At 40.8% G+C, this 24420-nt stretch carries 21 protein-coding genes; 9 read left to right on the plus strand and 12 right to left on the minus strand.

Features of this window, described 5'->3' with window-relative positions; translation table 11 throughout:
* Nucleotides 1-80: 80 nt before the first annotated feature.
* Nucleotides 81-1124: an alkene reductase gene (locus Q0791_RS00860; protein ID WP_299001888.1), complete on the minus strand. Its 1044-nt coding sequence runs from the start codon at nucleotides 1122-1124 to the stop codon at nucleotides 81-83.
* 194 nt (nucleotides 1125-1318) lie between these two features.
* Here Q0791_RS00860 and Q0791_RS00865 point away from each other — a divergent pair, with 194 nt between their 5' ends.
* The 3 genes from Q0791_RS00865 to Q0791_RS00875 all read left to right on the plus strand — a co-directional run bounded on the left by Q0791_RS00865 (nucleotide 1319) and on the right by Q0791_RS00875 (nucleotide 3391).
* Nucleotides 1319-1900, plus strand: coding sequence for a TetR/AcrR family transcriptional regulator (locus Q0791_RS00865; RefSeq protein ID WP_299001890.1), 582 nt, complete (start codon nucleotides 1319-1321; stop codon nucleotides 1898-1900).
* Nucleotides 1901-2015: 115 nt separating this feature from the next.
* Nucleotides 2016-2348 carry a hypothetical protein gene (locus Q0791_RS00870; protein ID WP_299001892.1) on the plus strand — a complete coding sequence of 111 codons (333 nt, stop codon included), beginning with the start codon at nucleotides 2016-2018 and terminating at the stop codon, nucleotides 2346-2348.
* Between the two features lie 53 nt (nucleotides 2349-2401).
* On the plus strand, nucleotides 2402-3391 hold the full coding sequence (locus Q0791_RS00875) for an aryl-sulfate sulfotransferase (RefSeq protein WP_299001894.1): 990 nt from the start codon (nucleotides 2402-2404) through the stop codon (nucleotides 3389-3391).
* Between the two features lie 107 nt (nucleotides 3392-3498).
* Here Q0791_RS00875 and Q0791_RS00880 read toward each other — a convergent pair whose 3' ends face one another.
* Nucleotides 3499-4347, minus strand: coding sequence for an alpha/beta hydrolase (locus Q0791_RS00880; protein ID WP_299001896.1), 849 nt, complete (start codon nucleotides 4345-4347; stop codon nucleotides 3499-3501).
* A 266-nt stretch (nucleotides 4348-4613) separates the two neighbouring features.
* On the minus strand, nucleotides 4614-5468 hold the full coding sequence (locus Q0791_RS00885; protein ID WP_299001897.1) for an alpha/beta hydrolase: 855 nt from the start codon (nucleotides 5466-5468) through the stop codon (nucleotides 4614-4616).
* Between the two features lie 203 nt (nucleotides 5469-5671).
* Between Q0791_RS00885 and Q0791_RS00890 the strand changes: the two genes are divergently transcribed.
* Nucleotides 5672-6178: a GNAT family N-acetyltransferase gene (locus Q0791_RS00890; protein WP_299001899.1), complete on the plus strand. Its 507-nt coding sequence runs from the start codon at nucleotides 5672-5674 to the stop codon at nucleotides 6176-6178.
* A gap of 337 nt (nucleotides 6179-6515) precedes the next feature.
* Here the strand turns inward: Q0791_RS00890 and Q0791_RS00895 are convergent, their stop codons facing one another.
* Both Q0791_RS00895 and Q0791_RS00900 read right to left on the minus strand, forming a co-directional pair.
* A complete protein-coding gene (locus Q0791_RS00895; RefSeq protein ID WP_299001900.1) occupies nucleotides 6516-6821 on the minus strand; it encodes a hypothetical protein in 306 nt (101 codons plus the stop codon).
* A 537-nt stretch (nucleotides 6822-7358) separates the two neighbouring features.
* Complete coding sequence (locus Q0791_RS00900; protein WP_299001902.1) at nucleotides 7359-9281, minus strand: radical SAM protein; 1923 nt, start codon at nucleotides 9279-9281, stop codon at nucleotides 7359-7361.
* 546 nt (nucleotides 9282-9827) lie between these two features.
* Here Q0791_RS00900 and Q0791_RS00905 point away from each other — a divergent pair.
* A complete protein-coding gene (locus Q0791_RS00905; RefSeq protein WP_299001903.1) occupies nucleotides 9828-10937 on the plus strand; it encodes an SDR family oxidoreductase in 1110 nt (369 codons plus the stop codon).
* Between the two features lie 29 nt (nucleotides 10938-10966).
* Here the strand turns inward: Q0791_RS00905 and Q0791_RS00910 are convergent, their stop codons facing one another.
* Both Q0791_RS00910 and Q0791_RS00915 read right to left on the minus strand, forming a co-directional pair.
* Complete coding sequence (locus Q0791_RS00910) at nucleotides 10967-11398, minus strand: avidin/streptavidin family protein (protein WP_299001905.1); 432 nt, start codon at nucleotides 11396-11398, stop codon at nucleotides 10967-10969.
* A 203-nt stretch (nucleotides 11399-11601) separates the two neighbouring features.
* Entirely contained in the window at nucleotides 11602-12492 is an 891-nt protein-coding gene (locus tag Q0791_RS00915) for an amidohydrolase family protein (RefSeq protein WP_299001907.1), read from the minus strand.
* A gap of 204 nt (nucleotides 12493-12696) precedes the next feature.
* On the opposite strand from Q0791_RS00915, the gene Q0791_RS00920 reads away from it, so the two are divergent.
* On the plus strand, nucleotides 12697-12891 hold the full coding sequence (locus Q0791_RS00920; protein WP_299001909.1) for a hypothetical protein: 195 nt from the start codon (nucleotides 12697-12699) through the stop codon (nucleotides 12889-12891).
* 198 nt (nucleotides 12892-13089) lie between these two features.
* Nucleotides 13090-13668 carry a uracil-DNA glycosylase family protein gene (locus Q0791_RS00925; protein WP_299001911.1) on the plus strand — a complete coding sequence of 193 codons (579 nt, stop codon included), beginning with the start codon at nucleotides 13090-13092 and terminating at the stop codon, nucleotides 13666-13668.
* On the opposite strand, the gene Q0791_RS00930 is transcribed toward Q0791_RS00925, so the two are convergent.
* The 3 genes from Q0791_RS00930 to Q0791_RS00940 all read right to left on the minus strand — a co-directional run bounded on the left by Q0791_RS00930 (nucleotide 13660) and on the right by Q0791_RS00940 (nucleotide 18078).
* Nucleotides 13660-14139, minus strand: coding sequence for a hypothetical protein (locus tag Q0791_RS00930; protein ID WP_299001913.1), 480 nt, complete (start codon nucleotides 14137-14139; stop codon nucleotides 13660-13662). The genes Q0791_RS00925 and Q0791_RS00930 overlap by 9 nt on opposite strands.
* A 462-nt stretch (nucleotides 14140-14601) precedes the next feature.
* Nucleotides 14602-16743, minus strand: coding sequence for a phosphate acetyltransferase (gene pta, locus Q0791_RS00935; protein ID WP_299001914.1), 2142 nt, complete (start codon nucleotides 16741-16743; stop codon nucleotides 14602-14604).
* Between the two features lie 141 nt (nucleotides 16744-16884).
* A complete protein-coding gene (locus Q0791_RS00940) occupies nucleotides 16885-18078 on the minus strand; it encodes an acetate kinase (RefSeq protein WP_299001915.1) in 1194 nt (397 codons plus the stop codon).
* Between the two features lie 180 nt (nucleotides 18079-18258).
* On the opposite strand from Q0791_RS00940, the gene yfbV reads away from it, so the two are divergent.
* On the plus strand, nucleotides 18259-18702 hold the full coding sequence (gene yfbV / locus Q0791_RS00945) for a terminus macrodomain insulation protein YfbV (RefSeq protein ID WP_299001917.1): 444 nt from the start codon (nucleotides 18259-18261) through the stop codon (nucleotides 18700-18702).
* Nucleotides 18703-18737: 35 nt separating this feature from the next.
* On the opposite strand, the gene pflA is transcribed toward yfbV, so the two are convergent.
* Together pflA and pflB are read right to left on the minus strand one after the other, a co-directional pair.
* A complete protein-coding gene (gene pflA, locus Q0791_RS00950) occupies nucleotides 18738-19475 on the minus strand; it encodes a pyruvate formate lyase 1-activating protein (RefSeq protein WP_299001919.1) in 738 nt (245 codons plus the stop codon).
* Nucleotides 19476-19763: 288 nt separating this feature from the next.
* Entirely contained in the window at nucleotides 19764-22061 is a 2298-nt protein-coding gene (gene pflB / locus Q0791_RS00955; RefSeq protein ID WP_299001920.1) for a formate C-acetyltransferase, read from the minus strand.
* Nucleotides 22062-22421: 360 nt separating this feature from the next.
* On the opposite strand from pflB, the gene Q0791_RS00960 reads away from it, so the two are divergent.
* A complete protein-coding gene (locus Q0791_RS00960) occupies nucleotides 22422-24371 on the plus strand; it encodes an ATP-dependent DNA helicase RecQ (protein WP_299001921.1) in 1950 nt (649 codons plus the stop codon).
* Nucleotides 24372-24420 lie beyond the last annotated feature (49 nt).

The raw sequence follows: 24420 nt of genomic DNA on the forward strand, positions 1-24420 counted from the left end.
TCCATAGTAAAGATCACAAGATAGTTTTCTTATCTTGTGATTTGTCTTGAGAATTAACATGAGATGTTGCGAGGTGACGGTTAAAAAAGGGTGCTGAGCATATCTTCACGATAAGGAGTGAGGGGCTGGCCTTGTTTAACTTTTTCCACGTAATCTGGATTAGCAATAAAGGGGCGACCGACGGCAATAAGATCAAATTTGTTATCATTGATGGCTGTATTGGCCATGTTCGGTGTATAGCTGCCCACGCCCACTAAAGTGTTTTGATAACGTTTGCGGACATAATCAGATACGCGTCCTTCTAAGTAATCGAATTCCATTCCATCATCAAAGATCCCAATGTGCAAGTAGGCCAAATTGCGTTGCTCTAATTGTGGTAACAGATAATCAAATACGTCGCGATCTCGCTTGTCTCCTGCCATGTTAAAGTACGCACCTGGAGATATTCGAAGGGCGGTGCGCTCATGGCCGATACGGGCAATAATGGCATCCACAACCTCCAGCGCAAAGCGTGACATATTTTGTGGTGTTCCGCCGTAATCATCCACTCGGTGATTACTGTCATGATGTAAAAATTGATCCACAAGGTAACCATTTGCGCCATGGATCTCAATGCCATCAAAGCCTGCATCAATGGCATTGGCCGCGGCTTGAGAATAATCTGCGATCAATTGTTGAATGTCATCTTGGGTGACGGCTTTGGGTGTGATATAAGTGAGCTCTCGCATACGTGGCACACTGCCTTCAATACCAATCGCTGAAGGCGCTAACACGGTTCCATTATTGAAAAAATGCGGGTGGGCGACGCGGCCTGTATGCCAAAGTTGGGCAAATATTTTTCCGCCATTTTTATGTACCGCATCGGTGACTTTACGCCAACCTGTGATTTGTTCAGGTGTAAATAATCCCGGTGTATTGGGATAGCCTTGGCCGTCAGGGCGAATAATAGTGGCTTCAGAAATAATTAATCCGGCATCGGCACGGCGAGCGTAGTAATCGACCATGTCTTGAGTGGGGACGAGATTGGCATCGCTCATGCAGCGGGTTAACGGGGCCATTAATATTCGGTTTGTTAACTGCAGAGTATGATTGAGAGTGAAAGGTTGAAATAGTGTCTTTGTCATAGTAGGACTCTTAAATAATGGGCGCTTAATACAGTGAAGCGCTAAATACTGTCGTGATTATTTTGAATGCTCATTCAAGATAGTCTAATTTGAATGAACATTCAAATTATTTTTTGAGCAAGTATTCAAGTATTTTTTGAACAAGTGACCGACTCTCTGTACACTGTTTTTATGATTGATAAAAAGTTTTTACTATGCGTAATGCTGAATTTGATAGAGAAGCAGTATTAAGGGCCGCGATGTTGGCTTTTATGAATAAAGGTTATGCAAAAACCAGTATGCAGGATTTAACCCAAGTGACGGGGTTACATCCTGGTTCGCTATACTGTGCGTTCAAAAATAAGCGTGGCATATTATTGGCGGCAATAGCCCAATATCAAAGTGATAAGGCGGCAGAATTTGACGCGTTTTTTTCAACTCTTGAAACGCCACTTGCTCAGCTTAAAACTTATCTCGACAGTTTAGTGCTTGAATGTATTAGTTGTGAAGCTAGTAAAGCATGTTTGCTAACTAAAGCATTGAATGAAATGGCGGAGCAAGATGATGAGCTGCAATACATCATCAGCCAAAGCTTACATCGTTGGGAGATGAGCATTGCCGATCAGTTTGCGAAAGCCAAAGATAAGGGACAGCTCAATAGTCAACGCGGCAGTGAGGCGCTGGCGCGTTATTTTGTGATGGGGATTTATGGCCTACGCACCTTTGCTCACACACATCCTAAGCATGAGGTCTTACAATCGCTTGCCGATCAATTGTTTGAGGATGTCACTCGGTAATAGCTTATGTAAAGTATTGTGTGGATGAATCATTTGTGATTTATAGCACCTTGGTTTGTGTGTTGAATTGTTTGTCCTATATTTGTATGAGGATGACAATGAGGGAGTGAAGGCTATGGTGCGACAGTTTGGATATTTATTATGGATAATGTTCATTATTACCTTAACTGCTGGTTGTAATGAAAATCGAGAGCAGCTGATACTTTATGCGCCACTGCAAAGCACATCCACCTATTTAATCGATGGGAATAATCAACCTCTTTATGAATGGAGTAGTGACGCTATTCCCGCCCAAGTGGCTTACCTTGACAAAGATGGCTATTTAGTTCGAACGATGACTGATGATGAAGTATATGAAGAGGGTAACTTTTTCAGTAACGTGGGGGGGGCGCACTGGGTGGGATCATTGAACGCAATTATATTGATAGCAATACAGGTGAAACATTAACGGATTGGCGCTTTCGGCTTTGGGATGATATTGAAGGTGCAGATATTGATGAGATGGTCTTGCATCATGACATTGAGTTGTTGCCATCGGGTAATATTTTAGCACTTTTATGGCAGCGTAGGACCTATGATGAAGCGGTACAAGCGGGGAGAAATCCAGAAAGTTTAGAGTCTGATTTAGGTATGCTTGAAGAGAAAGTGATTGAGTTAAAGCGAGTGGTAAACCCAGATGGCACTGATAGTTGGGAAATTGTGTGGCAATGGAGTATGTGGGATCATTTTATACAAACGGATTATCCTGATAAAGACAATTATGTGGAAGGTGATGTATCAGATTATCCGCACTTAATTGATATCAATTATAATTTAGACACAGATACGAGTATCGATGTGTTTCATGTGAATGCGGTGTTTTATTTAGAAAGGTATGATCAAATTGTGCTAACGTCGCATTTTAATAGTGAATTATGGGTTATTGATCATTCAACGACCACCGCAGAAGCGGCCACCTCGTCAGGTGGAAAATATCAGCAAGGGGGGGATTTATTGTACCGATGGGGCAATGCTCAAGCCTATGGTTACTCTGATGAGCGTTATACTTTTTTAAGTGGTGTTCATGATCCTAGTTTTGTTTATAACAGTTTAAGTGACAACAAAGTTGGCACCTTTTTCATGTATGATAATAATCGAGATAGTGGTGAAAACACCCAAGTGATTGAAATGAATCCACCTTTGACTTCAGATGGACAATATCTGATTGGTGTTGATGTTGAAGGGGTTTATGGTCCAATCAAGACGATGTTACAGGCAGATCTTGGTTTTCAGCAAGATCGATTAGGAACTGTGAAGCGATTATCTTCAGGCGAGATTTTTACGTGTAATTGCGCAGGTACGGGGGAAGCGCTTTGGCTGGATAAGCAAGGGAAACTCATGGCGTCGATGACATTGTCGAGTAACACGATAGGCGCCAGTAATGCCCCTGAGGTATATCGAATACAGCACTATTGGAGTACTGATGAGGCGATTAAGCAAATAGAAAAGTAATAGGTAATAAGCCCATAACTAGAGCCATCAGTTTTTGTGCCTTATGGCAATATTGATGACTGTGTCGATGATTTTGATGAGTCTATTAGTAAGCAATGACTTAGCATTTAATGGATAAAATTGTCGATAGCACGATTAAACTTTTTCGGGTTTTCCAGAAAAGGAAAGTGTTTGCCACCTTCATCTTCCTCAAAAATCATTAATTGAGATGTTTTTATTTGTTGATGTATCCATTCTTGTGATGACAAAGAAACAGGGCTGCCTCTTCCTGCAATGATCAAAGTTGGAATGGTAATTCTTGTTATTTCATCACGCCAATCTTGATGATAAACATCATCGAGCAACCTTGCTCCCTGATGAGGATCCATTAATTCATTCTCATGTAATACGATGTTAATGACTTCATCAGAGGCATATTGAGATAGCATATTGTTTTTAAATGCACTTCTAAAAAAATAACAGCCTAAATATTCAATATCATTGACTAATACAGGTAATGAATTAACATCGGCTAATGGGCCATAGTTTTTTATTTCTTGTTGGGACCAAAGTGGATTAATAATAAGGACTGGCGATCGATCAATTAAAATAATCTTATTGATTAATTCTAGGCCAAACAGTTGAAAATAAGCAAGCACAACCGCGCCGCCTAATGCATGACCTAACATAACCACCTCGTTTAATTTTAAACAGCAAAGTAATTCATTCACATCTTTTGCTAATCTGTGTACTTTAAAGCCATAATGCGCTTGATTAGACAAACCATGTCCTCTCATATCTAATGCAATGACGCGATATTTTTGGCTGAGCATTTCCATTTGATATTGATATTGCATGCTGCTTAGAGAGAAGCTATGTAATAAGATAAGCGGGGTTCCTTGACCTTTATCAAAGTAGTGTAATGTCACATTATCATTGGTTTTAAAAGAGTGACTATCTTGTTGAGAAATTAGCATACTGATAGCCCTATTTAATCGCTTTAATTACACCACTTTTATCGCATTTTAATAAATAAGTTAAGGGTAAAATTGTAAAATAATATATCTCTATTAAGTGTTATTGAAATATTGGGAAAATTCTCACTATTTACGCCTCTCTTTTAATCCCACAGGTATTAGTGGCGAAGCATCACCAAGCCTATTTTATTTGTTTAAATATAGAGAAAGACCAAAGTTAATTTTTTATGTTTCATTGAGTCTATCATAAAATAATGATTTATAATTTAATGGATAAAACTGTCGATAGCCAAATTAAATTTTTTCGGGTTCTCAAGAAAAGGAAAGTGTTTTCCACCTTCATTTTCCTCAAAAATCATTAATTGAGATGTTTTTATCTGTTGATGTACCCATTCTTGCGATGACAACGAAAAAGGGCTGCCTCTTCCTGCTATGATCAAAGTTGGAATGGTGATCCTTGCAATTTCATCACGCCAATCTTGATGAAAATAATCATCGACTAAAGGGGCTACTTGCTCAATATTCAATAACTTACTTTCATCTAACACTATGCTCAAGATTTCTTGAGAGACTTGTTGAGATAGCATATTATTTTTAAAAATACTTTTAAGAAATTGGCCGCCGAAATACTCAAGATTATTGAGTAATTGATTTAATGAATCAATATCGATTAACGGGCCAAAGTGTTTAATGTCTTCTCTAGACCAAATTGGGTTACTGAGTATAACGGGAGAAGTACTGATTAAAATAATTTTCTTGAGTAATTCAGATCCAAACAGTTGAAAATAAGCCAGTATAACGGCGCTGCCTAATGCATGACCTAGCATAATCACGTCTTTTAAACTTAAACAGTCAAGTAATTCATGCACATCTTTTGCTAATCTGTGTACTCTAAAACCGTAATCGACGTCATGTGATAAGCCATGCCCTCTCATATCTAATGCTATGACGCGATATTTTTGGCTTAGGGTTTCCATTTGATATTGATATAGCATGCTACTGAGAGACCAAGCGTGTAATAAGACCAGTGGGATCCCTTGACCTTTATCAAAGTAGTGTAATGTCACATTATCATTGGTTTTAAAATAGTGACAATCATGTTGAAAAGTTAGCATACTCATAGTCTGATCCATCGATTTAACTACAGCTTTTAATGATAGTATTTTAATGGGTAAGTTAAGGATCAAATTGTAAAATGATATGTCATGACGAATAAAAACGCGTTATGGTATTGTTTTAAACACTAGGTGTCTGGAGAATGTGTCTGGTGATACCCTTGATACAGGGGCAAAATAGGCAAATCAACCTTTAAGGAGATACTTGATTGAGTATTCATATTAGAAAAGAACAACTCAGCGATATTCAACGCATTCATGAAGTTACGATTGCGGCATTTCTTGAAGCGCCACATACCGATCACTCAGAGCAGTTTATCATTAAAGCGCTTCGTCAATCGGACGCGTTATCCATCTCCCTTGTTGCTGAAGATGAAGGCAAAATTGTTGGTCATGTGGCACTTTCTCAAGTGATGATTTCTGGCGGTGCCAATAGTTGGTATGGTCTTGGACCAATCTCGGTACTTCCCAATCATCAGAATAAAGGTGTTGGTTCTAAGCTGATGAATGCAGCCATTGAAGCGTTAAAGCATGTAAAAGCTAAGGGTTGTGTATTACTTGGCGATCCTAACTACTACCATCGTTTTGGCTTCAGACCCAAAGAGGGCTTAATACTACCAGGGGTCCCTGCTGAATATTTTCAGGCCTTGTTGCTGCAAGGGGATTACCCTCAAGGAAATGTCACTTATCATGACGCATTTTCGGCAAAGGGTTAGCCTTTTTTATCGCTGTTAGCCATTGTTTCTTCATTATGGGTAATGGCGTGATGGATACCTTCTCCTTCATCCACTTCATCACCAGAAATACTGTGATCTTGATAACGCTCGGTATAAAGCAGCGGTATGTTTTTATCGTCAAGAATAATGCCTCTTACTGCTTGACGACAGAAAGATTTGCCTAAGTTTTGTAAGTTTTGTCGAGGTAATAGCAGTGAGGATCATAGCCGAGATTGAGGTTGTGAGCGAACTCGTAGAACTCGATTTTGCATAGCAAGCGCTGTGGTGGTACCAATCACGGTTTTAGCCCGTGATTGGCACTTATACCTCATTCAGGTTATTGAGGAGGCTTAGGCATATTCTGCTGCATCACTTCATCAAGTTCATCACTGGTAATATTCCCATTAGCTTGTTGTAAACAAGATAACAAAGCTGATTTATTAGGCTTCTCTCCAGGAGATGAAGGTCTACTTTCCTCTAAACAGGTTTGCATTTGATCTGTGCTCACATTTAATGCCGCACTTAATTTATCGACGGGCGGTTTAGGTGGCTTTCCGCCTTGATCGGCACTGGCGATAGTACTAAAAAGCAGTGTACTGAGTAGTACACTTGCGGCAGCAATAACAGATGAACGTTTTAACATAGTACTTTCCTCTTTAACTCAATGATTAATTGATCAAATGTGACAATTTAATTTTGACATGGTGCTAATCACCCTCTGTTTGTCATGTGGTGATACAAGCGACTGGAGTCACAATAGCAAATAGCGCTGTGTTGTCACAGTCAGTAGCCATTCTGCCTATGATTTAGGCTGCAATAAGCATTTTATTTGTTTTTTTTGTATAAAGCTTGGGGGAATTACGCTGACAAAGTAATTAAAATGATGTTGTGTTTAATTTTTATGTAGTTAAAAAAGTGAGCCAACTTAAATTAATTGACAGAAAGAGTCGAAGTAAGCGAGTTTAATACATTAGCTGACTTTTATTGACGTTATGCGCGATGTGTTGAATGCAAACATGATTCAATCAAAGTAAAACTAGGTTAAGACTTATCAGGATAATAAGTGATGGGAATTAAGGTTAAGGTTAGGGAAGGATGTCTGTCTTAAATTGAATCTGGCGCTTTTTTTAAGACCACAGTTTTAAAACTGTGGTCTTGCCGCATCATTCAATTTGAGATTCTAAATAATGAGGTTTTTAATGGCTTTTGAGATCAGATCTTTTTTCATTTCAGTGGGAGGTACGGGCCGGTTAAACCAAAAATGCATGGGCTGTTCAAAGCCAATGCCGTGCATATAATTGTAGATGGCTTTACGCAGTCCTTCACCTAGCATTTCATGATCGGTTCCCGTTGGATCGATAAAATTGACATCGTTTTCGGCAAATAAAATGTCAGGTTGCTCGACTAATGTGATGCCAAATTGTTCTGGGTTTTTGCCTATTGGGCTGTGAACCGTTGCCACAAAACGGTGCCAGTAGGCAGATTGGAAACATCCTTGCTGCATCATTTGGCGTACCATTTCCAGCGCATCGATGGTTTCTTGCTCTGTTTGTGTGGGAAAGCCATACATCAAATAGGCATGAACTAAAATGCCAGCATCACTGAAGGCTTTGGTGACTTGGGCGACCCGTTCAACACTGACGCCTTTTTTCATTAGCTTTAATAATCTGTCTGATGCGACCTCAAGACCGCCACTGACGGCAATACAACCAGAATCGGCTAATAACTGGCACCTCGCCTCACTAAAGGTGCGCTCAAAACGGATATTTCCCCACCAACTGATCACCACACCCCTCTCAATTAAACGTTTGGCGAAGGTAAATAAAAGTTTTGGTGGCAGGGCTTCATCGACAAAATGAAAACCCGTTTCACCCGTTTCTTCGATGACTTGCTCAATCCTATCCACTAGCACATCAGCGCTTGCAGAATCGAAACGATCGATATAGTCGAGGCTGACATCACAAAAGCTGCATTTTCGCCAGTAACAACCATGAGCGATAGTCAGTTTATTCCAGCGTCCATCGCTCCAAATACGGTGCATAGGGTTGAGCATTTCACATAAAGATAGGTATTCATCCACCGGCAAACCATCGTAAATTGGCGCGCCGACATCGCTTTGTGGAATATCATGGAGTGTTGGATTGTCGTTAAAATGGACATATGGATTGCCATTTTCATCTTCTGCGAGGAAGTAAGTACGTACTAAGGCATCGATTTCATGTTGTCCTTGAAAGTATTCAAGTAACGTGATTAAAGGTCGTTCACCGTCGTCCAGACAGATAAAGTCGACAAATTCAAATACACGAGGATCTTTCAGTGCCCGCAGCTCGGTATTGATAAAACCACCGCCCATGACAATAGGAAGTTCAGGCTTGATGGCTTTACAGGTTTGCGCAATGCGTAAGGCGCCCAACATATTGCCGGGAAAAGGGACAGTTAATGCAACGACACTGGGTTGTGTTTCTTCCAAATATTGTTCGACTAATTGTTCTAAAATCTCCGAGCTGAAACTGGGCTCCTCCATTAATGTAAAATAGAGATTATCAAAGCTTGGATTGGCAGCGGCTAATTGCTCGCCATATCGGCTCACTTCAAAATAAGGATCCACGCCTTGAGTGATTACATTTGATAAATCATTAATCATTAAAGTGGCAAGGTATTTGGCTTTATCTTGCACGCCGAGATCACCAAAGGCGGCTTGTAACACATCGCCGGATACTGATTCCATTTGTGCAATGGCGTCAAACGCTGGGCCTTCAGGTAAAAAGCGGCGAGAATTAATTCGCATTGCAAGACTAGGATCTTTTCCTTGTAAAAAGCGTATAACGGGTTCAACAATGAGATGATAGCGGTCAAATTCAGCGAGAAAATACGCGATAACCTCTGGTAACTCATTGTGATTACAGTGTTCGAAATTGACTTCGACATGTTGGCGAATAATGTTCAGTGCAGGGGCAGTCATCATTTCGAGGAAAAGTTCTATAGCAGGATCTCGCTGAACCGCTTCATAGCCTCGAGAGCGTAAAAAGCCCGTTAAATACGCTGTAGCTGGGTAGGGCGTATTCAGTTGGGTCATGGGAGGTGTCATTAGAAGAACGGTCATAGCTAGCCTTTAAATAGTCACACTGGATGACTCTATTTGATACTGAGTATGGCGGCGAAGATTACCACCATAAAATAGTCGAGGATTTTAACAAATGAATGCGACCTAAGCCACTTGAAGATGCCTTAGGTCTGAGTCGTACTCCACTTAATTTATAGAGCAAGAATGAGGCTTGTTAAAAAGTGAAGTTGTGATATACCCAAGTGACATGAAGATGCAGAATTCAGCTGGAATAAAAAACGTTTTAGACAAGGCATTGAATAGAGAGCTTAGTCATTCTAAGCCGATGTTTAATAACGCAGTATAAAACGCTTTTTAACCAGCCTGTTAGGAACCGCTCAAATGCCCGATTTCTACATTCCATCATTTCAGAAGGTATCAATATTCTCTCAATGATGCGCTTTGAACTCGAGCATTTGAGCGATTCTGAAACTTGCATCTTCACGTCACTTGGGTATATTTCATCTTCATTGTTTTTGCATAGTTGATATAACAGTAATGAAACACTATTTTTGAAGACATGAATAGGGAATAAGGAAAGATTATATGCTTCAAAGGGTATTATTAACGGGGGCGTCAGGCTTTCTAGGCAATATCATTTTGGCTCGATTATTACTTGATGAGGCTTGCGAAATAACATTGCTTTTACGCACTGGGAATACTAAAAATAGCGTTATTGATATGGCGTTGAAGTATTTACGGCATACGTCAGGTATAACAAAAGAACTGGATTTAGATCGTGTGCGTATTTTTACTTGTGATAGTCCTGGCGAACTTATTCCAAAAAGTTTTTATCACACTATGGGGCATTTCGATAGCATTATTCATGCTGCTGGGTGTGTGGATTATTTTGATGAGAATCAACTTAACATAGGGAATATTCAATATACAAAAAATATGCTCACTCTCGCTAATAAACTTGGAGTGAAACACTTCATTTTTTTATCAACGGCTTTTTCCTCAGGTTATCGAGATGGAATGATTGCTGAGCAGATCCACAAGCCGCCATTTGATGATCCGACTTACTACACTTTTAGTAAACGCTCTGCTGAGGAGTTAGTACACAATAGTGGCCTTGCTTATTACATTTTGCGGCCATCCATTGTGATTGGACACAGTCAGACAGGTTATTATGGCGGTAGACGATACGGTTTATATCAGCAATGGATGTTGATGGAAAAACTCTTTCATGATCATTATATTCCTCATTGGCATTATGTGGCTTCACAAGCGAAAGTACAGCTATTGCATTGTGATAGTTTTGAAGTCCAATTTTTTGCCGCGTTGAAACACCTTCCTGAAAAGACTTGCATGAATATTGTCTCAGACATTGAGCAAGCACCGTCTTATAGAGAAGTCACCGATCTGTGGTTTAAGTATGTGTTAAAGCCTGAATCTGTGACTTACTACAATCATTATGACGAGCTTGATTTAAATCAATTATCACGTAAACAGCGTATGCTACTCGGCCTTATTCGAAAAAATACTGATCTTGCGGCGAGAAAATGGCACTTTGAAACAAGCCATGCGCAAAAGTTAAAGCAGTCAGGCGTTAAGTTTGAAGAGGTTACTTTAAGCTCAATAAAGTGCTGCCAAGATGAGTTTGTTAAAAACTCAAAAAATATGCAGCACTATAAAAAATCTTTCAATAATTGAATTTGAGCTAGGCACTGATTTTTATATGATTATTTTGGAGTATAACGGTTGCTGTCGGTGATGATGTGATCCCATGAGAAACTTGAATTAGCGCGAGCTAAATTGGCAATAGCCTTTATGACGGGAATGCCCTTTTCAATTGAACAAGTGCCAGACCAAGAGGTGATGGCGCCATGTTTTGTCCAATTAACAGAGAATGAAACCACTTTGACATTATCATGGTCTTTTTTAGGGCGTGAGGTATTGCTCCAACCAATTAAAGGTGCTGGCTTTTCAGCAAACTGGTAAGGTATGTAGTGACCTGTTAACTGTCCTTCTTTACCGATTGTTGAAAAGGTTAAGGTTGATTGAGAATCGCTTATCCAATCGCCGATTAAATTGTCACAATTTGGTTTAGCGGCATGAGTCAAAAATGACGATGTGGATAAGACTATGAATACTAAGTATGTTGTTTTTTTCATGACAACTCCCTGTTGTTTTCATTTTACATTCAATGTGCTTACTCAGGAACGGATTGTTCACTGTTGGATTTATTTTAGTACAATTTAACGTGATTGAGAGCGACGATGACCCGTTAGTCATAGGGTTTTGATTTTGAAGGTGAGTGATACTCTATCAATACTGATGAGCCAGCAGCAGTATGATAGTGAACATATTCATCCTGTTAAATACGATATAGGTGCTCGGCATTATGTTGCCATATAGCTTGCCGCTCTAGATCACTGAGATGAGCCGTTGCCTCTAAAACGAGATCAAACCAGTCATCGTAGTGATGAAAAAGGCTGTCTACAGGAAAGTTTGAAGCAAATACCACACGCTGCCAACCAAAAATACTGATGGCATCTTGTACCATAGTTTGACTGATTGCTCTGTCCATAGGATGGTTAAGCATAGCCAATCCCGACAGTTTTATGGCCGTATTATTATGACTCGCGAACTCGGTAAGGTAGTTTCGCCAATGATTCAAGCTCTCAGGATCGCGCTTAATTGGCATGCCCATGTGATTCAAAATAATGCGTGTATTAGGATACTGGGCAGCAATAAGACTGGCTTGGGGTAATTGGTAGTCATAACATTGTAGATCAAAAGATAATTGGTATTGTTCTAATAATGAAAAGCCTTTGAGCCATTGCTCGTTTTGCATGAGTCCAGCTTGAGGACACATATTAAAGCGAGGATCAGGGTGTTCATTAATGATTTGACGGATCCCACGAACATTTTGATATGCCTTGTGCTGAACAATGACATTTTCAATATTACTGGCACTGAGATCGGCATAGAAAACAATGGCATTTGGCAGGCCCCATTGTTCACTTTGCTGTTGTAACCAAGCGGTTTCTTGTAGAGGATCTTGTGTTAACGCTTGAATATGAACAGACTTGATGATGTTGGTTTTTGCTGTTGCTGCTTTAAAATCTGGTACCAGAAAATCGACGCACAAGTCACTGTAATCACCAATCCATATTTCTTTTGGTTTATCAAGTAACCAAGGGTGATTATCTTGCTTTAAGTCCCATAAATGATGGTGGCAGTCAATGATATCATGTTTTTGCATATTAATGAGTGAGATTAAATGAAGATTAATTTCAGTATAGTGGCTAGTTTGATATGTGTGGAAAGGAAAAAGGATTAATCATGATCCCATGTCATATGCTATTTGACATTTTTAGTAACAACTTTATACGTAAATAATGGCTTATATTTTTACAACTTTTGTATATGATGAGGTAAATCAATTAATTGTGAGTGCGGGGGGAACATGAGTAGGGTGGATATTATTTTATTGTTGATTATATCTTTCTCCGCTTATGGTGTGACAGATTTAGCTGAACATCTTGATACTGATATCATAGCCCATGATCATCTTTTACTTGGTTGTGATCATATTGACATGGCAAAAATGACGACCTTGTTTTCTTCCTTTTCTGGTGAAAAGGAAAAAGCTATTCACTAATATGAAGTAATTTTTCAATAAACTTTTTATTAAAAGTCAATGGGATAGTCCCACTATCTTTCCTGATGGTATTATCCCTCATTTTAATGATTTCTCTGACAAGCGTTTTTTAGCGTCTCTTTTTTTCGGCTTTACGCGGATTGACTGGACTCAATGATATAATGGATCTTGAAAAGTGACTTAAAGGAATGAAAGCGTATGGAGCCAGTGTTGGCTTTAATAGAAAATGTGAAGCAATGCGATTTATGTACCGCTTCTCTACCTTTAGGCCCAAAGCCGATTATACAGCTGGCTTCAGGCGCTAAAATTTTAATTGCAGGCCAAGCACCAGGCAAGCAGGCACATGATAAGGGCGTTCCTTTTGATGATGTCAGTGGAGAGAGGTTACGAACTTGGTTGGGCGTGTCTAAGGTCGAATTTTATGATGAAGGGCAATTTGCTATTTTACCTATGGGATTTTGTTATCCTGGAAGGGGAAAAACCGGCGACCTTCCGCCCTTGCCTGAATGCGCTGTAAAATGGCGAAAAAACTTATTGGAAGCCCTCAGTGATATCCAGTTAACGATAGTGTTAGGGCAATATGCATTGGCTTACCATTTACCTGAAGAAAGAGGAGGAGTGTCTCAAGCTGTCATGCATTGGAAACAATATTGGCCAAATATCATTCCATTACCTCACCCGAGTCCAAGAAATAATATTTGGCTTAAGCGTCACCCTTGGTTTGCAGAAGAAGTATTGCCAAGCTTGAAAGCAAGAGTGAGAGATATTTTAAGGTGAGCTATACCCGTGATTATTGCGTTTTTTTTCAGGTAATATTTCACTAATGCGCCATTGGTTGCCGCTGAAGCGTAATTTAACGCTGCGATCATCAATCCAAGTTTGATTGTTCTTTATGCCATAAAGTTTAATGGTCACGACTTGGCTTTGTTCAAATTGGCTAAATATTTCTGGATTGGCTGTGGTCACTTCTATGGTGACATCGGTGAGTGATAAATTCAATAAGTGCCTTTGGGCGCTGGCCGGTATCGCGTAATGTTTGAGCAGTGATTGTAATGTTGGGCTGACATATTCTTGTGCTTGCTGGAGATCTTTTTGAATGTAAATGGCGTTAAAAAAAGCGAGAGCGACGGCTTCTGCTTCGGCTTGGGGCGAGGAAAAAAGAGAAAAACTTGATAATATTGATGAATCTTTAATATCACATGCGGTTAATAAATATAACATAGTAAAAGCAATTAAGGTGGTACGCATAACTTATCTGTTCAACTGAATTGTTATTATGCCAGTATGCTGCTTATTGGAATAATTATCAATAAACCATTCATTATTAGTGTGTTATATTATTTTAAATCGTCATTATTTCATTTTTGCAGAATTGAATTATATCGGTAGATGATTTTTATCTATTGACAATACTCTGCAATTGAGGCATATCTATATGATCTTATCAAAAAGGTTATCCACAAAATCTGTGGACAAGTATGTTGAAGACTTTTTTTATTGATTATAACTGATTAAATATAAAAGATTATTATAAGTTGGTTATTTTTTAACGCCTTGTTGTTTTCTCTAAATACGTCATATTTTTGTTTATTTTTTCCTTTCTTAAAATCAGTTATCCACATCAAAAGCCTCTGTAGTATTTTAGTTTAGCTATCTATTTTAGCCTAAATAGATAGCTAAAATAGTACAGAGGCCCTGTGTTTATTCGCTTTATGTATTTTGTGAAGCTTGTATTGCAGTCAAAGCAATAGTGTAGACAATATCATCCACTAAGGCACCGCGAGATAAGTCATTAACAGGTTTTCTCATGCCTTGTAGCATTGGGCCAATACTGATGAGCTCGGCACTTCTTTGTACGGCTTTATAAGTGGTATTTCCTGTATTCAAGTCGGGGAAGACAAACACAGTGGCTTGACCTGCTACTGGGCTATTTGGCGCTTTAGAGCGTGCGACGTTTGGCATTACTGCTGCGTCATATTGCAAAGGACCATCGATGACAAGCTCTGGGCGTTTTTCCTTGGCAATACGCGTGGCTTCTCGTACTTTGTCCACATCATCACCTGTACCTGAGCGACCCGTTGAATAGCTGATCATGGCCACTTTAGGCTCGATACCAAAGGCTTTTGCTGAGTCGGCAGATTGAATGGCAATATCAGCCAGTTGCTCGGCATTAGGATCGGGATTAATGGCACAATCGCCATAAACTAAGACTTGATCGGGCATTAGCATAAAGAAAATGGAAGACACTAAACTTGAACCCGGTGCGGTTTTGATAAGCTGTAGTGGTGGGCGAATGGTATGGGCTGTGGTATTCACTGCGCCAGAAACGATACCATCAACTTCATTTTGGGCTAACATCATAGTGCCTAGCACCATGTTATCTTCCAATTGCTCACGGGCGACGACTTCGGTTAAGCCTTTATGACGACGAAGTTCAACCATAGGTGCGACGTATTGATCCCGAACGGCATTGGGCTCTATTACCTTAACGCCTTCACCTAATGTCACGCCTTGTTGTTTCGCGATGCGATGAATTTCTTCTTGTTGACCTAATAACACACAACGTGCGATCCCTCGCTCGGCACAAATAGACGCAGCTTTGATGGTACGTGGATCGCTACCTTCTGGTAACACGACGGTTTTTTGTGCAGCACGTGCCAGCTCTGTTAACTTGTAACGGAAAGCTGGAGGAGACAGCCTGTGCTCTCTTGGAGAGTTTTTGGTGACACTTTCTACCCACTCTGGGTCGATATGGCTGGCGACAAATTCTTGAACTTGCTCAATACGCACCGCGTCATTGACTGGCACTTCATGATCGAATCGTTGAATGTTAAGGGATGTCTGCCAAGTATTGGTGTCAATCAAAAAGACAGGGAGTCCAGTGTCAAAGGCTTGCTCACAGAGCTGCATGATTTCAGGCTCAGGTTGATAGCTTCCAGTGAGTAGCAGTGCACCAATTTTAATGCCATTCATGGCGGCAAGACAGGCTGAGACAATAACATCAGAGCGATCGCCAGAGGTTACCAGTAAGGAATCTGTTTGAATATGGGTGACCATGTTAGGTAAGCTGCGAGCACAAAAAGTCACTTTACGTAATCGACGGGTATCCATTTCTCCGGCATTGAGGATTTTAGCGTTTAAGTGTTGGGCGAGATCAGAGGCTCTAGGCGCCACTAAATCTAAGCTATAGGGCACACTACCCAGTATACGCACGGCGCTGTTTGTGGGAAGAATAAAAGTGTCTTCAGTGGACTCACCATTGAGACTTTGATGGTCAAAGACTTCAGATAAATCTGGGCGTGTATGACCGTCTTCATCCACAGGCGCATTAATTTTGTTAACTATCGCACCAATCAAGCGTTTATTGTTATTGCCTCCCCATGCGTTATGGGCAATTTCAAGACGGTTAGTCAACTCTACAGGGGTATCTGTACCGGGCGTGGCAACGAAAATAATATCGGCATCAAGGGATTTTGCAATAGCGTAATTGACATCACTTGAAAAGGGATGGTTACGGGTTTGCACTAAGCCTTCGATGACCATAGTCTCAGTGTTATCTGTTGCTTGAGAGGCGCGAGCAATAATTTGCTCCATCAGTACATCAGTTTGATCTAAACGAATTAAATGTTCAGCATGCGCCATTGTAAAAGGTTCAAGAGGGTTAATGGTTGGCGACTGACTTAAAATCGTTGTCGAACGTTCAGGGGCGGTATCACCTAAGCGTTGTTGAGCGATAGGCTTGAAAAAGCGAACTTTAATTCCCTGATGCGCTAATGCGCGAACTAATCCCAAGCTAATGGAAGTGAGACCCACGCTGGTACCGACAGGGATTAGCATGATGTTACGAGACATATAAACCTCTTCTTGACTCGATATATTGAGTGAGACTCATTGCGAATGTATCGTGATGAGTCTGTGTGGTTATGAGCATATTGTCCCTATAAAGTGATCGTTTAGATACATAGAGACAGCTTTTAAAAAATACGTGCTTGTTTAGGTTAGTGCGATAGCATCTTGCGCAATAACCCATTCTTCATTTGTGGGGATCACCATAGCAACTGGGCTGTTGTCAGTGGTGATCACACCTTGCTTACCGAAGCGAGCAGCTTGATTACGTTCATTGTCGACATCAAAATGGAAAATGGCTAATGCATCGAGCACTTTTTTACGGATAACATCAGAATTTTCGCCAATGCCACCAGTAAAGACGACGGCATCAAGGCGAGTAAGTGGTACGGTATAAGAAGCGATATACTTAGCCAAACGGTAGCAGAAAATGTCAAGGGCTAAGGTGGCACCCTTATGGCCAGCTTCATAACCTTCTTCAATACCACGGCAGTCGTTGGTGAGTTCTGAAATGCCTAATAGCCCACTTTGATTATTTAAGATTTTTTGAACTTCATCTAAGCTGTAACCTAGGCGGTTGACTAAATGGAAAATAATGGAAGGATCGAGATCGCCACAACGTGTGCCCATGACAAGCCCTTCCAGTGGCGTGAGTCCCATAGAAGTGTCAACACTTCGACCTGCTTTGATGGCAGTGACTGAAGCACCATTGCCAAGGTGGGCGCAGATAATATTTGTCTCATCAATGGGTTTGTTGAGTACTTTAGCGGCTTCTTGGCTGACAAAGAGATGACTTGTACCATGCATACCATAACGACGAATGCCATTATCACGATATAGCTGATAGGGAAGTGCATAAATATAGGCTTTTTCAGGCATGGTTTGATGAAAAGCGGTATCAAATACGGCCACCTGTGGTAAATTCGGAAAAGATCCTTGGGCGGCGCGAATACCGATTAAGTGCGCAGGATTGTGCAGTGGAGCAAGACTGGCGCAATCTTCGATACCCTGAATCACACTGTCATCGATAAGAACAGATTGAGTAAATTTCTCTCCTCCATGAACCACTCTATGACCAATGGCTTGAATTTGCTTTGCAAGCGCTGGGTGTTGTTTAAGAATGTTATTCACAATATAATCAATGGCTTCTTTATGGGCGCTCATGGCACCTAAGCTTGCATCTTGTTTTTCGCCTGCTATTTTCCATTTTATTCTTGCATCTTCCAGACCGAAGCATTCAGCCAGACCTGAAATTTTTTCGTCGCCGTTACTGGCGTCAATAATGGCAAATTTAAGAGAGGAGCTACCACAATTGAGCACCAATACGAGTTTGTTTGACATGGTTAAACCTTACGCAATATTCGTGAACTCAGGTTCACATAGTATAATGACTTCTCACCCTTTAAGGATGAGGCCTCGAAAATAGGTTAAAGGCTAAGGTGTCTCCCGATGATTTGCTTGGGAGTCATTATTAGCCTGTGCTAACATTAAAGACAGTTCTGTGTGTAGTTAGGTGCCTTTTTGAGTATTAAAGTATTTAAGACCTTAAGTTATGGTCGACGTTATATGAAGACTTGGCCTATGGTCAGACAATTGAGTTTTTATTTTCCTGAATACCGAGTGATTCGAGCGATGAACATTGCTATCCCTTTGATGCCAATATTGGCTGTGGTGGCAGCAATGAGTCAGTTATATTTCCACGGTATTGCATTTCTTCCTCAAGCGTTTACTATCGCGATTTTCTTTATCAGCATTCCCCTTCAGGGTCTGCTTTGGTTAGGTTGGCGTTCCCGTCATCCTCTTCCCCTTTCTTTGTTAGAGTGGGGTAACACTCTGTCGACAAAACTCACTAATATGGGAGTGTATTGTCAGCCATTAGGGGCCAAAGCTTGCTATTTTGATATGGCGATGATTTTAAAAGCAGCCTTTGAACGTCTTGATGCCAGTTATTGGGAAGAGCTCTAGGGCGATGATTAATGGCCTTATTATGGTGCAGTTTATTACACGGCATGGATCCCCCTTTGGGTAAACACGGTTTTGATTTTTTTCATGATGGCTTCACTGGGGGGAGTGATATCGTCAAGTTGATAAGTTACACCTAAGGATGCCCATTTGTGTTTACCCAGTGGGTGGTAAGGCAATAATTCAATTTTTTCGATATTGCTCATCGGTGCGATAAAATCGGCCAGTGACTCGGCAGCCAGTATGTCATAGGTAAAGCCTTCAACGATGACGTATCGAATCCAAGTTCTTTGCTGAATTTTCTGTAAATACCTGGCAAACTCGAGTGTGTGGTGATTGCTCACTTGGGTTAATTCAATGTGCTTGTCATCGAACATGTGTTTGATATCAAGCAGAACCAGATCGGTATGGGTTAATAGTCGATGAATATCGGGCGTATAATGGCGGACAAATCCGTTAGTGTCGAGGCAAGTATGTATGCCTTTTGCTTGACATTTTTCAAATAATGCGGCGACAAAAGGGGCTTGTAATATGGCCTCGCCACCGCTGACGGTGACACCACCGTGACTGGCATCGAAAAAAGGGCGATAGCTTTCAATTTGTGCCATGAGTTCATCCACATGGACTTCAGTTCCCGCATGCAGATCCCAAGTGTCTCTGTTATGACAATATTGGCAACGCATTAAGCAGCCTTGCATAAAAATGACAAACCTGATCCCAGGGCCATCGACAGTACCAAATGACTCTACCGAATGAATTCGGCCATGAACTGACATATATTTCCTACTTTATTTCACGAGGGTTTTTGGGTGATAATAGCGAATAATGTCTAAAAAAGAAGCTATGTTTCAATGTTACTATTTTAGATCCTTGTTTAATGCTTAATGCGCCGACTCCCTCCAGTGCTATTATCCATTTTATTGTCGTTTATTTCGCGCGCTCTTTAGTCTTATAGACTCTTATCTGCATTTATGTTAGTAGTTGCTTATATAATGAAAAGTGCGCCTTTAAACGTGATTGAACCAAAGGCTATTGCCTATGACTCAATCACTTTGGTCGTGTTTTTACATACTTAGTGTAAAAGTACGAGTGATGACATCTTGCTGCTGCTCTGGAGTGAGCGCATTAAACCGCACTGCATAGCCCGAGACTCTAATAGTGAGTTGAGGGTATTTATCTGGGTGTGCTATGGCATCTTCTAACATGGCTTTATCCATGACATTGACATTGAGATGCTGACCACCTTCACGTTTATTATCATGGGAAAAATAGCCATCGAGTAATGCGGCCAAATTAGCCTTCCGAGCCCCCTCATCTTTGCCTAATGCATTTGGCACAATAGAGAAGGTATAAGAAATACCGTCTTGTGCGTGGGCGAAAGGTAACTTTGAGACCGAAGTCAGTGAGGCAAGGGCGCCTGCTTCATCCCGTCCATGCATGGGATTGGCACCAGGTGCAAAGGGCATACCGGCTCTACGGCCATCGGGCGTGTTGCCTGTTTTTTTGCCGTATACAACATTGGACGTGATGGTTAAAATAGATTGCGTAGGGATCGCATTACGGTACATGGGTTTATGACGAATTTTATCCATAAAACGGCGTACGAGTTCGCAAGCGATATCATCGACGCGAGTATCGTTATTACCAAACTTAGGAAAATCACCTTCAATCGTAAAGTCTATTGCAATGCCTTGCTCATTTCTAATGGGTTTGACTTTGGCATATTTAATGGCGGATAAGGCATCGGCAGTAATGGATAAACCAGCAATACCACAGGCCATAGTACGGCGCACATCGCGATCATGTAGCGCCATGAGCGCTGCTTCATAGGCATATTTATCATGCATATAATGAATACTATTGAGGGCAGTGACATATTGAGTGGCTAGCCATTCCATCATGTCATCCAGTTTTGCAATGACCTCACTATAATCAAGTACTTCACTGGTAATAGGCTCGAATTTTGGGCCGACTTGTAGCAGTGACTTTTCATCAACGCCACCATTGATGGCGTAAAGTAACGTTTTGGCAAGATTTGCGCGAGCACCAAAAAATTGCATGTGCTTACCTAATACCATAGGGCTGACGCAGCAAGCGATTGCGTAATCATCTGATTGAAAATCATTACGCATTAAGTCATCATTTTCATATTGTATCGCGCTAGTATCAATAGACACCTTAGCGCAATAGGCTTTAAAGGCTGAGGGGAGTTTATCAGACCATAAGACAGTGATATTCGGCTCAGGACTGGGACCCATATTGTATAGGGTGTGTAAAAATCGAAAGCTGGTTTTAGTGACTAATGTACGACCATCCAGTCCCATGCCGCCAATGGATTCGGTCGCCCAAATAGGGTCGCCAGAGAAAAGCTCATCGTAATCCGGTGTTCGTAAAAAACGCACCATTCGCAGTTTCATGACCATATGATCGATCATTTCTTGTGCTTCGATTTCAGTGATCTTACCACGGGCTAAGTCACGTTCGATATAAATATCCAGAAAACTGGCGGTACGCCCCAGTGACATAGCTGCGCCATTTTGGCTCTTAACCGCGGCAAGGTAGCCAAAATATGTCCATTGAATGGCTTCTTTAGCCGTGTTTGCAGCTTGGCTGATATCAAAACCGTAGCTGGCGGCCATCTGCTTTATTTGAGTGAGTGCGTGAAGTTGTTCGCTAATTTCTTCCCGTAATTGCAATGTGTCGGCGAGCTTTGCGCCTTCTTCGAGTACAGGTTGTAAACTGAGAAATTGCGCTTGTTTATCTTCAATTAATCGATCGACACCATAAAGTGCGATTCGCCTGTAATCACCAATGATGCGACCTCGTCCGTAGGCATCGGGTAATCCAGTTAAAATACCTGATTTACGACACCGTAGAATATCGGGGGTATAGACATCGAATACGCCTTGATTATGGGTTTTTCTTAGGGCTGAATATTGGTATTTAAGTTTGGGATCGAGGGTTTTACCGTAAGCGGCAAAGGCACTTTCTACCATACGTATGCCGCCATTGGGTAAAATGGCACGTTTTAGCGGTTTGTCTGTTTGTAAACCTACAATGGTTTCTAAATTTTTGTCAATATAGCCTGCTTGATGGGAGGTGATGGTCGATACTGTGTCCGTATCAAAGTCTACTGGAGCATGAGTTTGATTTTCTTGTTTAATGCCCACCATGACTTGTTCCCATAAGGCTTGAGTCGCTGAGGTTGCTGGCGCTAAAAAGTGATGATCACCTTCATAGGGCGTGTAATGAGATTGAATAAAGTCGCGAACATCAACACTTGATTGCCATGGACCCGAATGAAAGCCTTGCCATGCATCAGATTGAAAATGAGTGTGAGTTGCTGATTTATCTTGAGCCATGATGTTTCCCCTTTGCCATAAACGTCATCAAGTGTTGACAGATCCCCTATGCTATTAGAGAAATGGATGCTACAGAAAGATGACAAAATATAACCTGCTACCTCATCTATATTGACGTTTCAGCCGTCATTGAAATGAGATGCATAAAAAATTGGTAAGACCAATTAACCAATAAAATAATAACACAGTGTCATGGGATCTGCATTAAAAGTGCAGCTCAATATGGGTTAAAAATAGGAAAAGTGTTAACTGGCGCGCATTTTCATTCCCCTTTATCCAATATCAGTGATTTAAGAAAGGTGTTGCGCCGTTAAGTGATATGCTCAATGGAGAGTGATTTTATGATTATTAGGGAGTCAAATGCATAACAGGGTTAATATTGAACAGGCGTTATTCACTTACTTTGGATTTAATGCCTTTCGTGAAGGGCAAAAAGAGGTGATTCAAGCTGTGGTTGATGGTAATAGCGCAGCTGCTATTTTTCCGACAGGATCGGGGAAGTCTTTATGCTATCAACTCTCAGCAATGTGCTTACCTCATTTGACCTTAGTCGTGTCGCCTTTATTAGCATTGATGCAAGATCAATTAGCCTTTTTAAACGCAAAAGGCATTCCAGCAGTCAGTATTGATTCGACACAAAGCAAAGAACAAGTGGCGAAAATTATGGCTGAAGTGCAAAGGCAGAACATTAAAATATTGATGATTTCGGTGGAAAGGCTCAATAATGAACGTTTTCGACAATTTATTAGCAAAGTGGCGATTTCATTATTAGTGGTGGATGAAGCCCATTGTATTTCTGAATGGGGGCATAATTTTAGACCGGATTATTTGAAGTTACCCCAATATCGGCAAAGTTTGAGGATCCCACAAACCTTACTGTTGACGGCAACAGCAACGGAAAAAGTGGTGGCAGATATGGGGAATAAATTTGGCATTGCACTCGAAAATATTTTTTTAACAGGAACATATAGAAGCAACTTAATCTTATCCGTGAAGGGGATTGCAGCCTGTGAGAAGTTAAACTATTTGCACCTATGGTTATCTTTACGTGACGGGCAATCAGGGATTGTTTATGTCACACTGCAGCACACCGCTGAGCAGCTTGCTCGGCAGTTAAATGCTAAGGGAGTGAATGCGGTCGCCTATCATGCTGGTTTAGACTCTGCTGTTCGAGAGCAAATTCAATCGGACTTTATGTCGGGGCATGCTCCCATTATTGTTGCGACGATAGCTTTTGGAATGGGAGTCGATAAAAGTAATATTCGTTTTGTTGTGCATTATGATTTACCTAAATCCATTGAAAATTATGCGCAAGAAATTGGCCGTGCCGGCCGAGATGGGCAAACGGCTGAATGTCTGGTGCTCGCAAGTGGTGAGAATTTAACAACATTGGAAAATTTTGTTTATGGGGATACGCCTGAGCAGTCGGCGATAATGGCCTTGTTAAATGAAATGCAGCAAACCAGTTTAGTGAATGGTCAATGGGAAATGATGCTAAATCGACTCTCTACACGGATCAATATTAGGCCATTGAGTCTTAAAACCTTGTTAGTGTATTTAGAAATAGAAGGAGTAATATCGCCACTTTACAGTTATTTTGCTGAATATAAATATAAATTAGTCGCGACATCCATTCAGCTTGAGGCCAGCTTTAAAGGTGAGCGGTTAGCATTTGTTAATGCCATTATCAATACGTCCAAACAGGCGAAACTTTGGTACACACTTGACTTGGAAGCACTGCAAAAGGTTTATGCTTGTGAGCGCGATAGGGTGCTCACGGCGCTTGATTATATGGATAATAAAGGCATGATAGAACTGCAAACGAAACAGATGACGCAAGTGTATCAAGTGAATGCCTTTGATCTTGCCCCTGATGTGTTAGCTGCTCGATTGTATGATAAATTTCAATTGAAAGAACAAAATGAAGTGGCCCGTATTCATGAATTAGTCGCCTTCTTTTGCGGTGAAAGGTGCCTCAATTTACAGCTAGCCGAGTATTTTTCCGATCCTCATTTACATCAGGCCTGTCAACATTGCAGCGTTTGCCATGGCGAGATTGCGCAATTGCCGAGTTTACCTGATTTACCCAATCTTCAAGGTTATGATTTTAACACTTTAACCTTTGATGCTCGCACGCGTTTAGCTGAACAAAGTTCGGCTGTTTTATTGAGTCGTTACTTATGTGGGTTAACCACGCCTATTTTTACCAAGCATAAACTCAAGTCAACGAGTGCGTTTGCTTCATTGGAAAAGTATCCTTTTAGTCAGGTACTTAATTGGGTTAATTCTGAGTTAATGGGTATAAGTTAATTGCTTAATATGATCTATTTTGGTTAATATTCATGACTTATTTAACCTA

It is taken from the genome of uncultured Shewanella sp. (assembly GCF_947495455.1).
Lineage (GTDB): Bacteria > Pseudomonadota > Gammaproteobacteria > Enterobacterales > Shewanellaceae > Shewanella.

Excerpts from the sequence above, each read along its gene's own strand:
- Q0791_RS00860 (WP_299001888.1), bottom strand. The coding sequence starts at position 1,124 with ATGACAAAGACACTATTTCAACCTTTCACTCTCAATCATACTCTGCAG.
- Q0791_RS00865 (WP_299001890.1), top strand. The coding sequence starts at position 1,319 with ATGCGTAATGCTGAATTTGATAGAGAAGCAGTATTAAGGGCCGCGATG.
- Q0791_RS00870 (WP_299001892.1), top strand. The coding sequence starts at position 2,016 with ATGGTGCGACAGTTTGGATATTTATTATGGATAATGTTCATTATTACC.
- Q0791_RS00875 (WP_299001894.1), top strand. The coding sequence starts at position 2,402 with ATGGTCTTGCATCATGACATTGAGTTGTTGCCATCGGGTAATATTTTA.
- Q0791_RS00880 (WP_299001896.1), bottom strand. The coding sequence starts at position 4,347 with ATGCTAATTTCTCAACAAGATAGTCACTCTTTTAAAACCAATGATAAT.
- Q0791_RS00885 (WP_299001897.1), bottom strand. The coding sequence starts at position 5,468 with ATGAGTATGCTAACTTTTCAACATGATTGTCACTATTTTAAAACCAAT.
- Q0791_RS00895 (WP_299001900.1), bottom strand. The coding sequence starts at position 6,821 with ATGTTAAAACGTTCATCTGTTATTGCTGCCGCAAGTGTACTACTCAGT.
- Q0791_RS00900 (WP_299001902.1), bottom strand. The coding sequence starts at position 9,281 with ATGACCGTTCTTCTAATGACACCTCCCATGACCCAACTGAATACGCCC.
- Q0791_RS00905 (WP_299001903.1), top strand. The coding sequence starts at position 9,828 with ATGCTTCAAAGGGTATTATTAACGGGGGCGTCAGGCTTTCTAGGCAAT.
- Q0791_RS00910 (WP_299001905.1), bottom strand. The coding sequence starts at position 11,398 with ATGAAAAAAACAACATACTTAGTATTCATAGTCTTATCCACATCGTCA.
- Q0791_RS00915 (WP_299001907.1), bottom strand. The coding sequence starts at position 12,492 with ATGCAAAAACATGATATCATTGACTGCCACCATCATTTATGGGACTTA.
- Q0791_RS00920 (WP_299001909.1), top strand. The coding sequence starts at position 12,697 with ATGAGTAGGGTGGATATTATTTTATTGTTGATTATATCTTTCTCCGCT.
- Q0791_RS00925 (WP_299001911.1), top strand. The coding sequence starts at position 13,090 with ATGGAGCCAGTGTTGGCTTTAATAGAAAATGTGAAGCAATGCGATTTA.
- Q0791_RS00930 (WP_299001913.1), bottom strand. The coding sequence starts at position 14,139 with ATGCGTACCACCTTAATTGCTTTTACTATGTTATATTTATTAACCGCA.
- pta (WP_299001914.1), bottom strand. The coding sequence starts at position 16,743 with ATGTCTCGTAACATCATGCTAATCCCTGTCGGTACCAGCGTGGGTCTC.
- Q0791_RS00940 (WP_299001915.1), bottom strand. The coding sequence starts at position 18,078 with ATGTCAAACAAACTCGTATTGGTGCTCAATTGTGGTAGCTCCTCTCTT.
- pflA (WP_299001919.1), bottom strand. The coding sequence starts at position 19,475 with ATGTCAGTTCATGGCCGAATTCATTCGGTAGAGTCATTTGGTACTGTC.
- pflB (WP_299001920.1), bottom strand. The coding sequence starts at position 22,061 with ATGGCTCAAGATAAATCAGCAACTCACACTCATTTTCAATCTGATGCA.
- Q0791_RS00960 (WP_299001921.1), top strand. The coding sequence starts at position 22,422 with ATGCATAACAGGGTTAATATTGAACAGGCGTTATTCACTTACTTTGGA.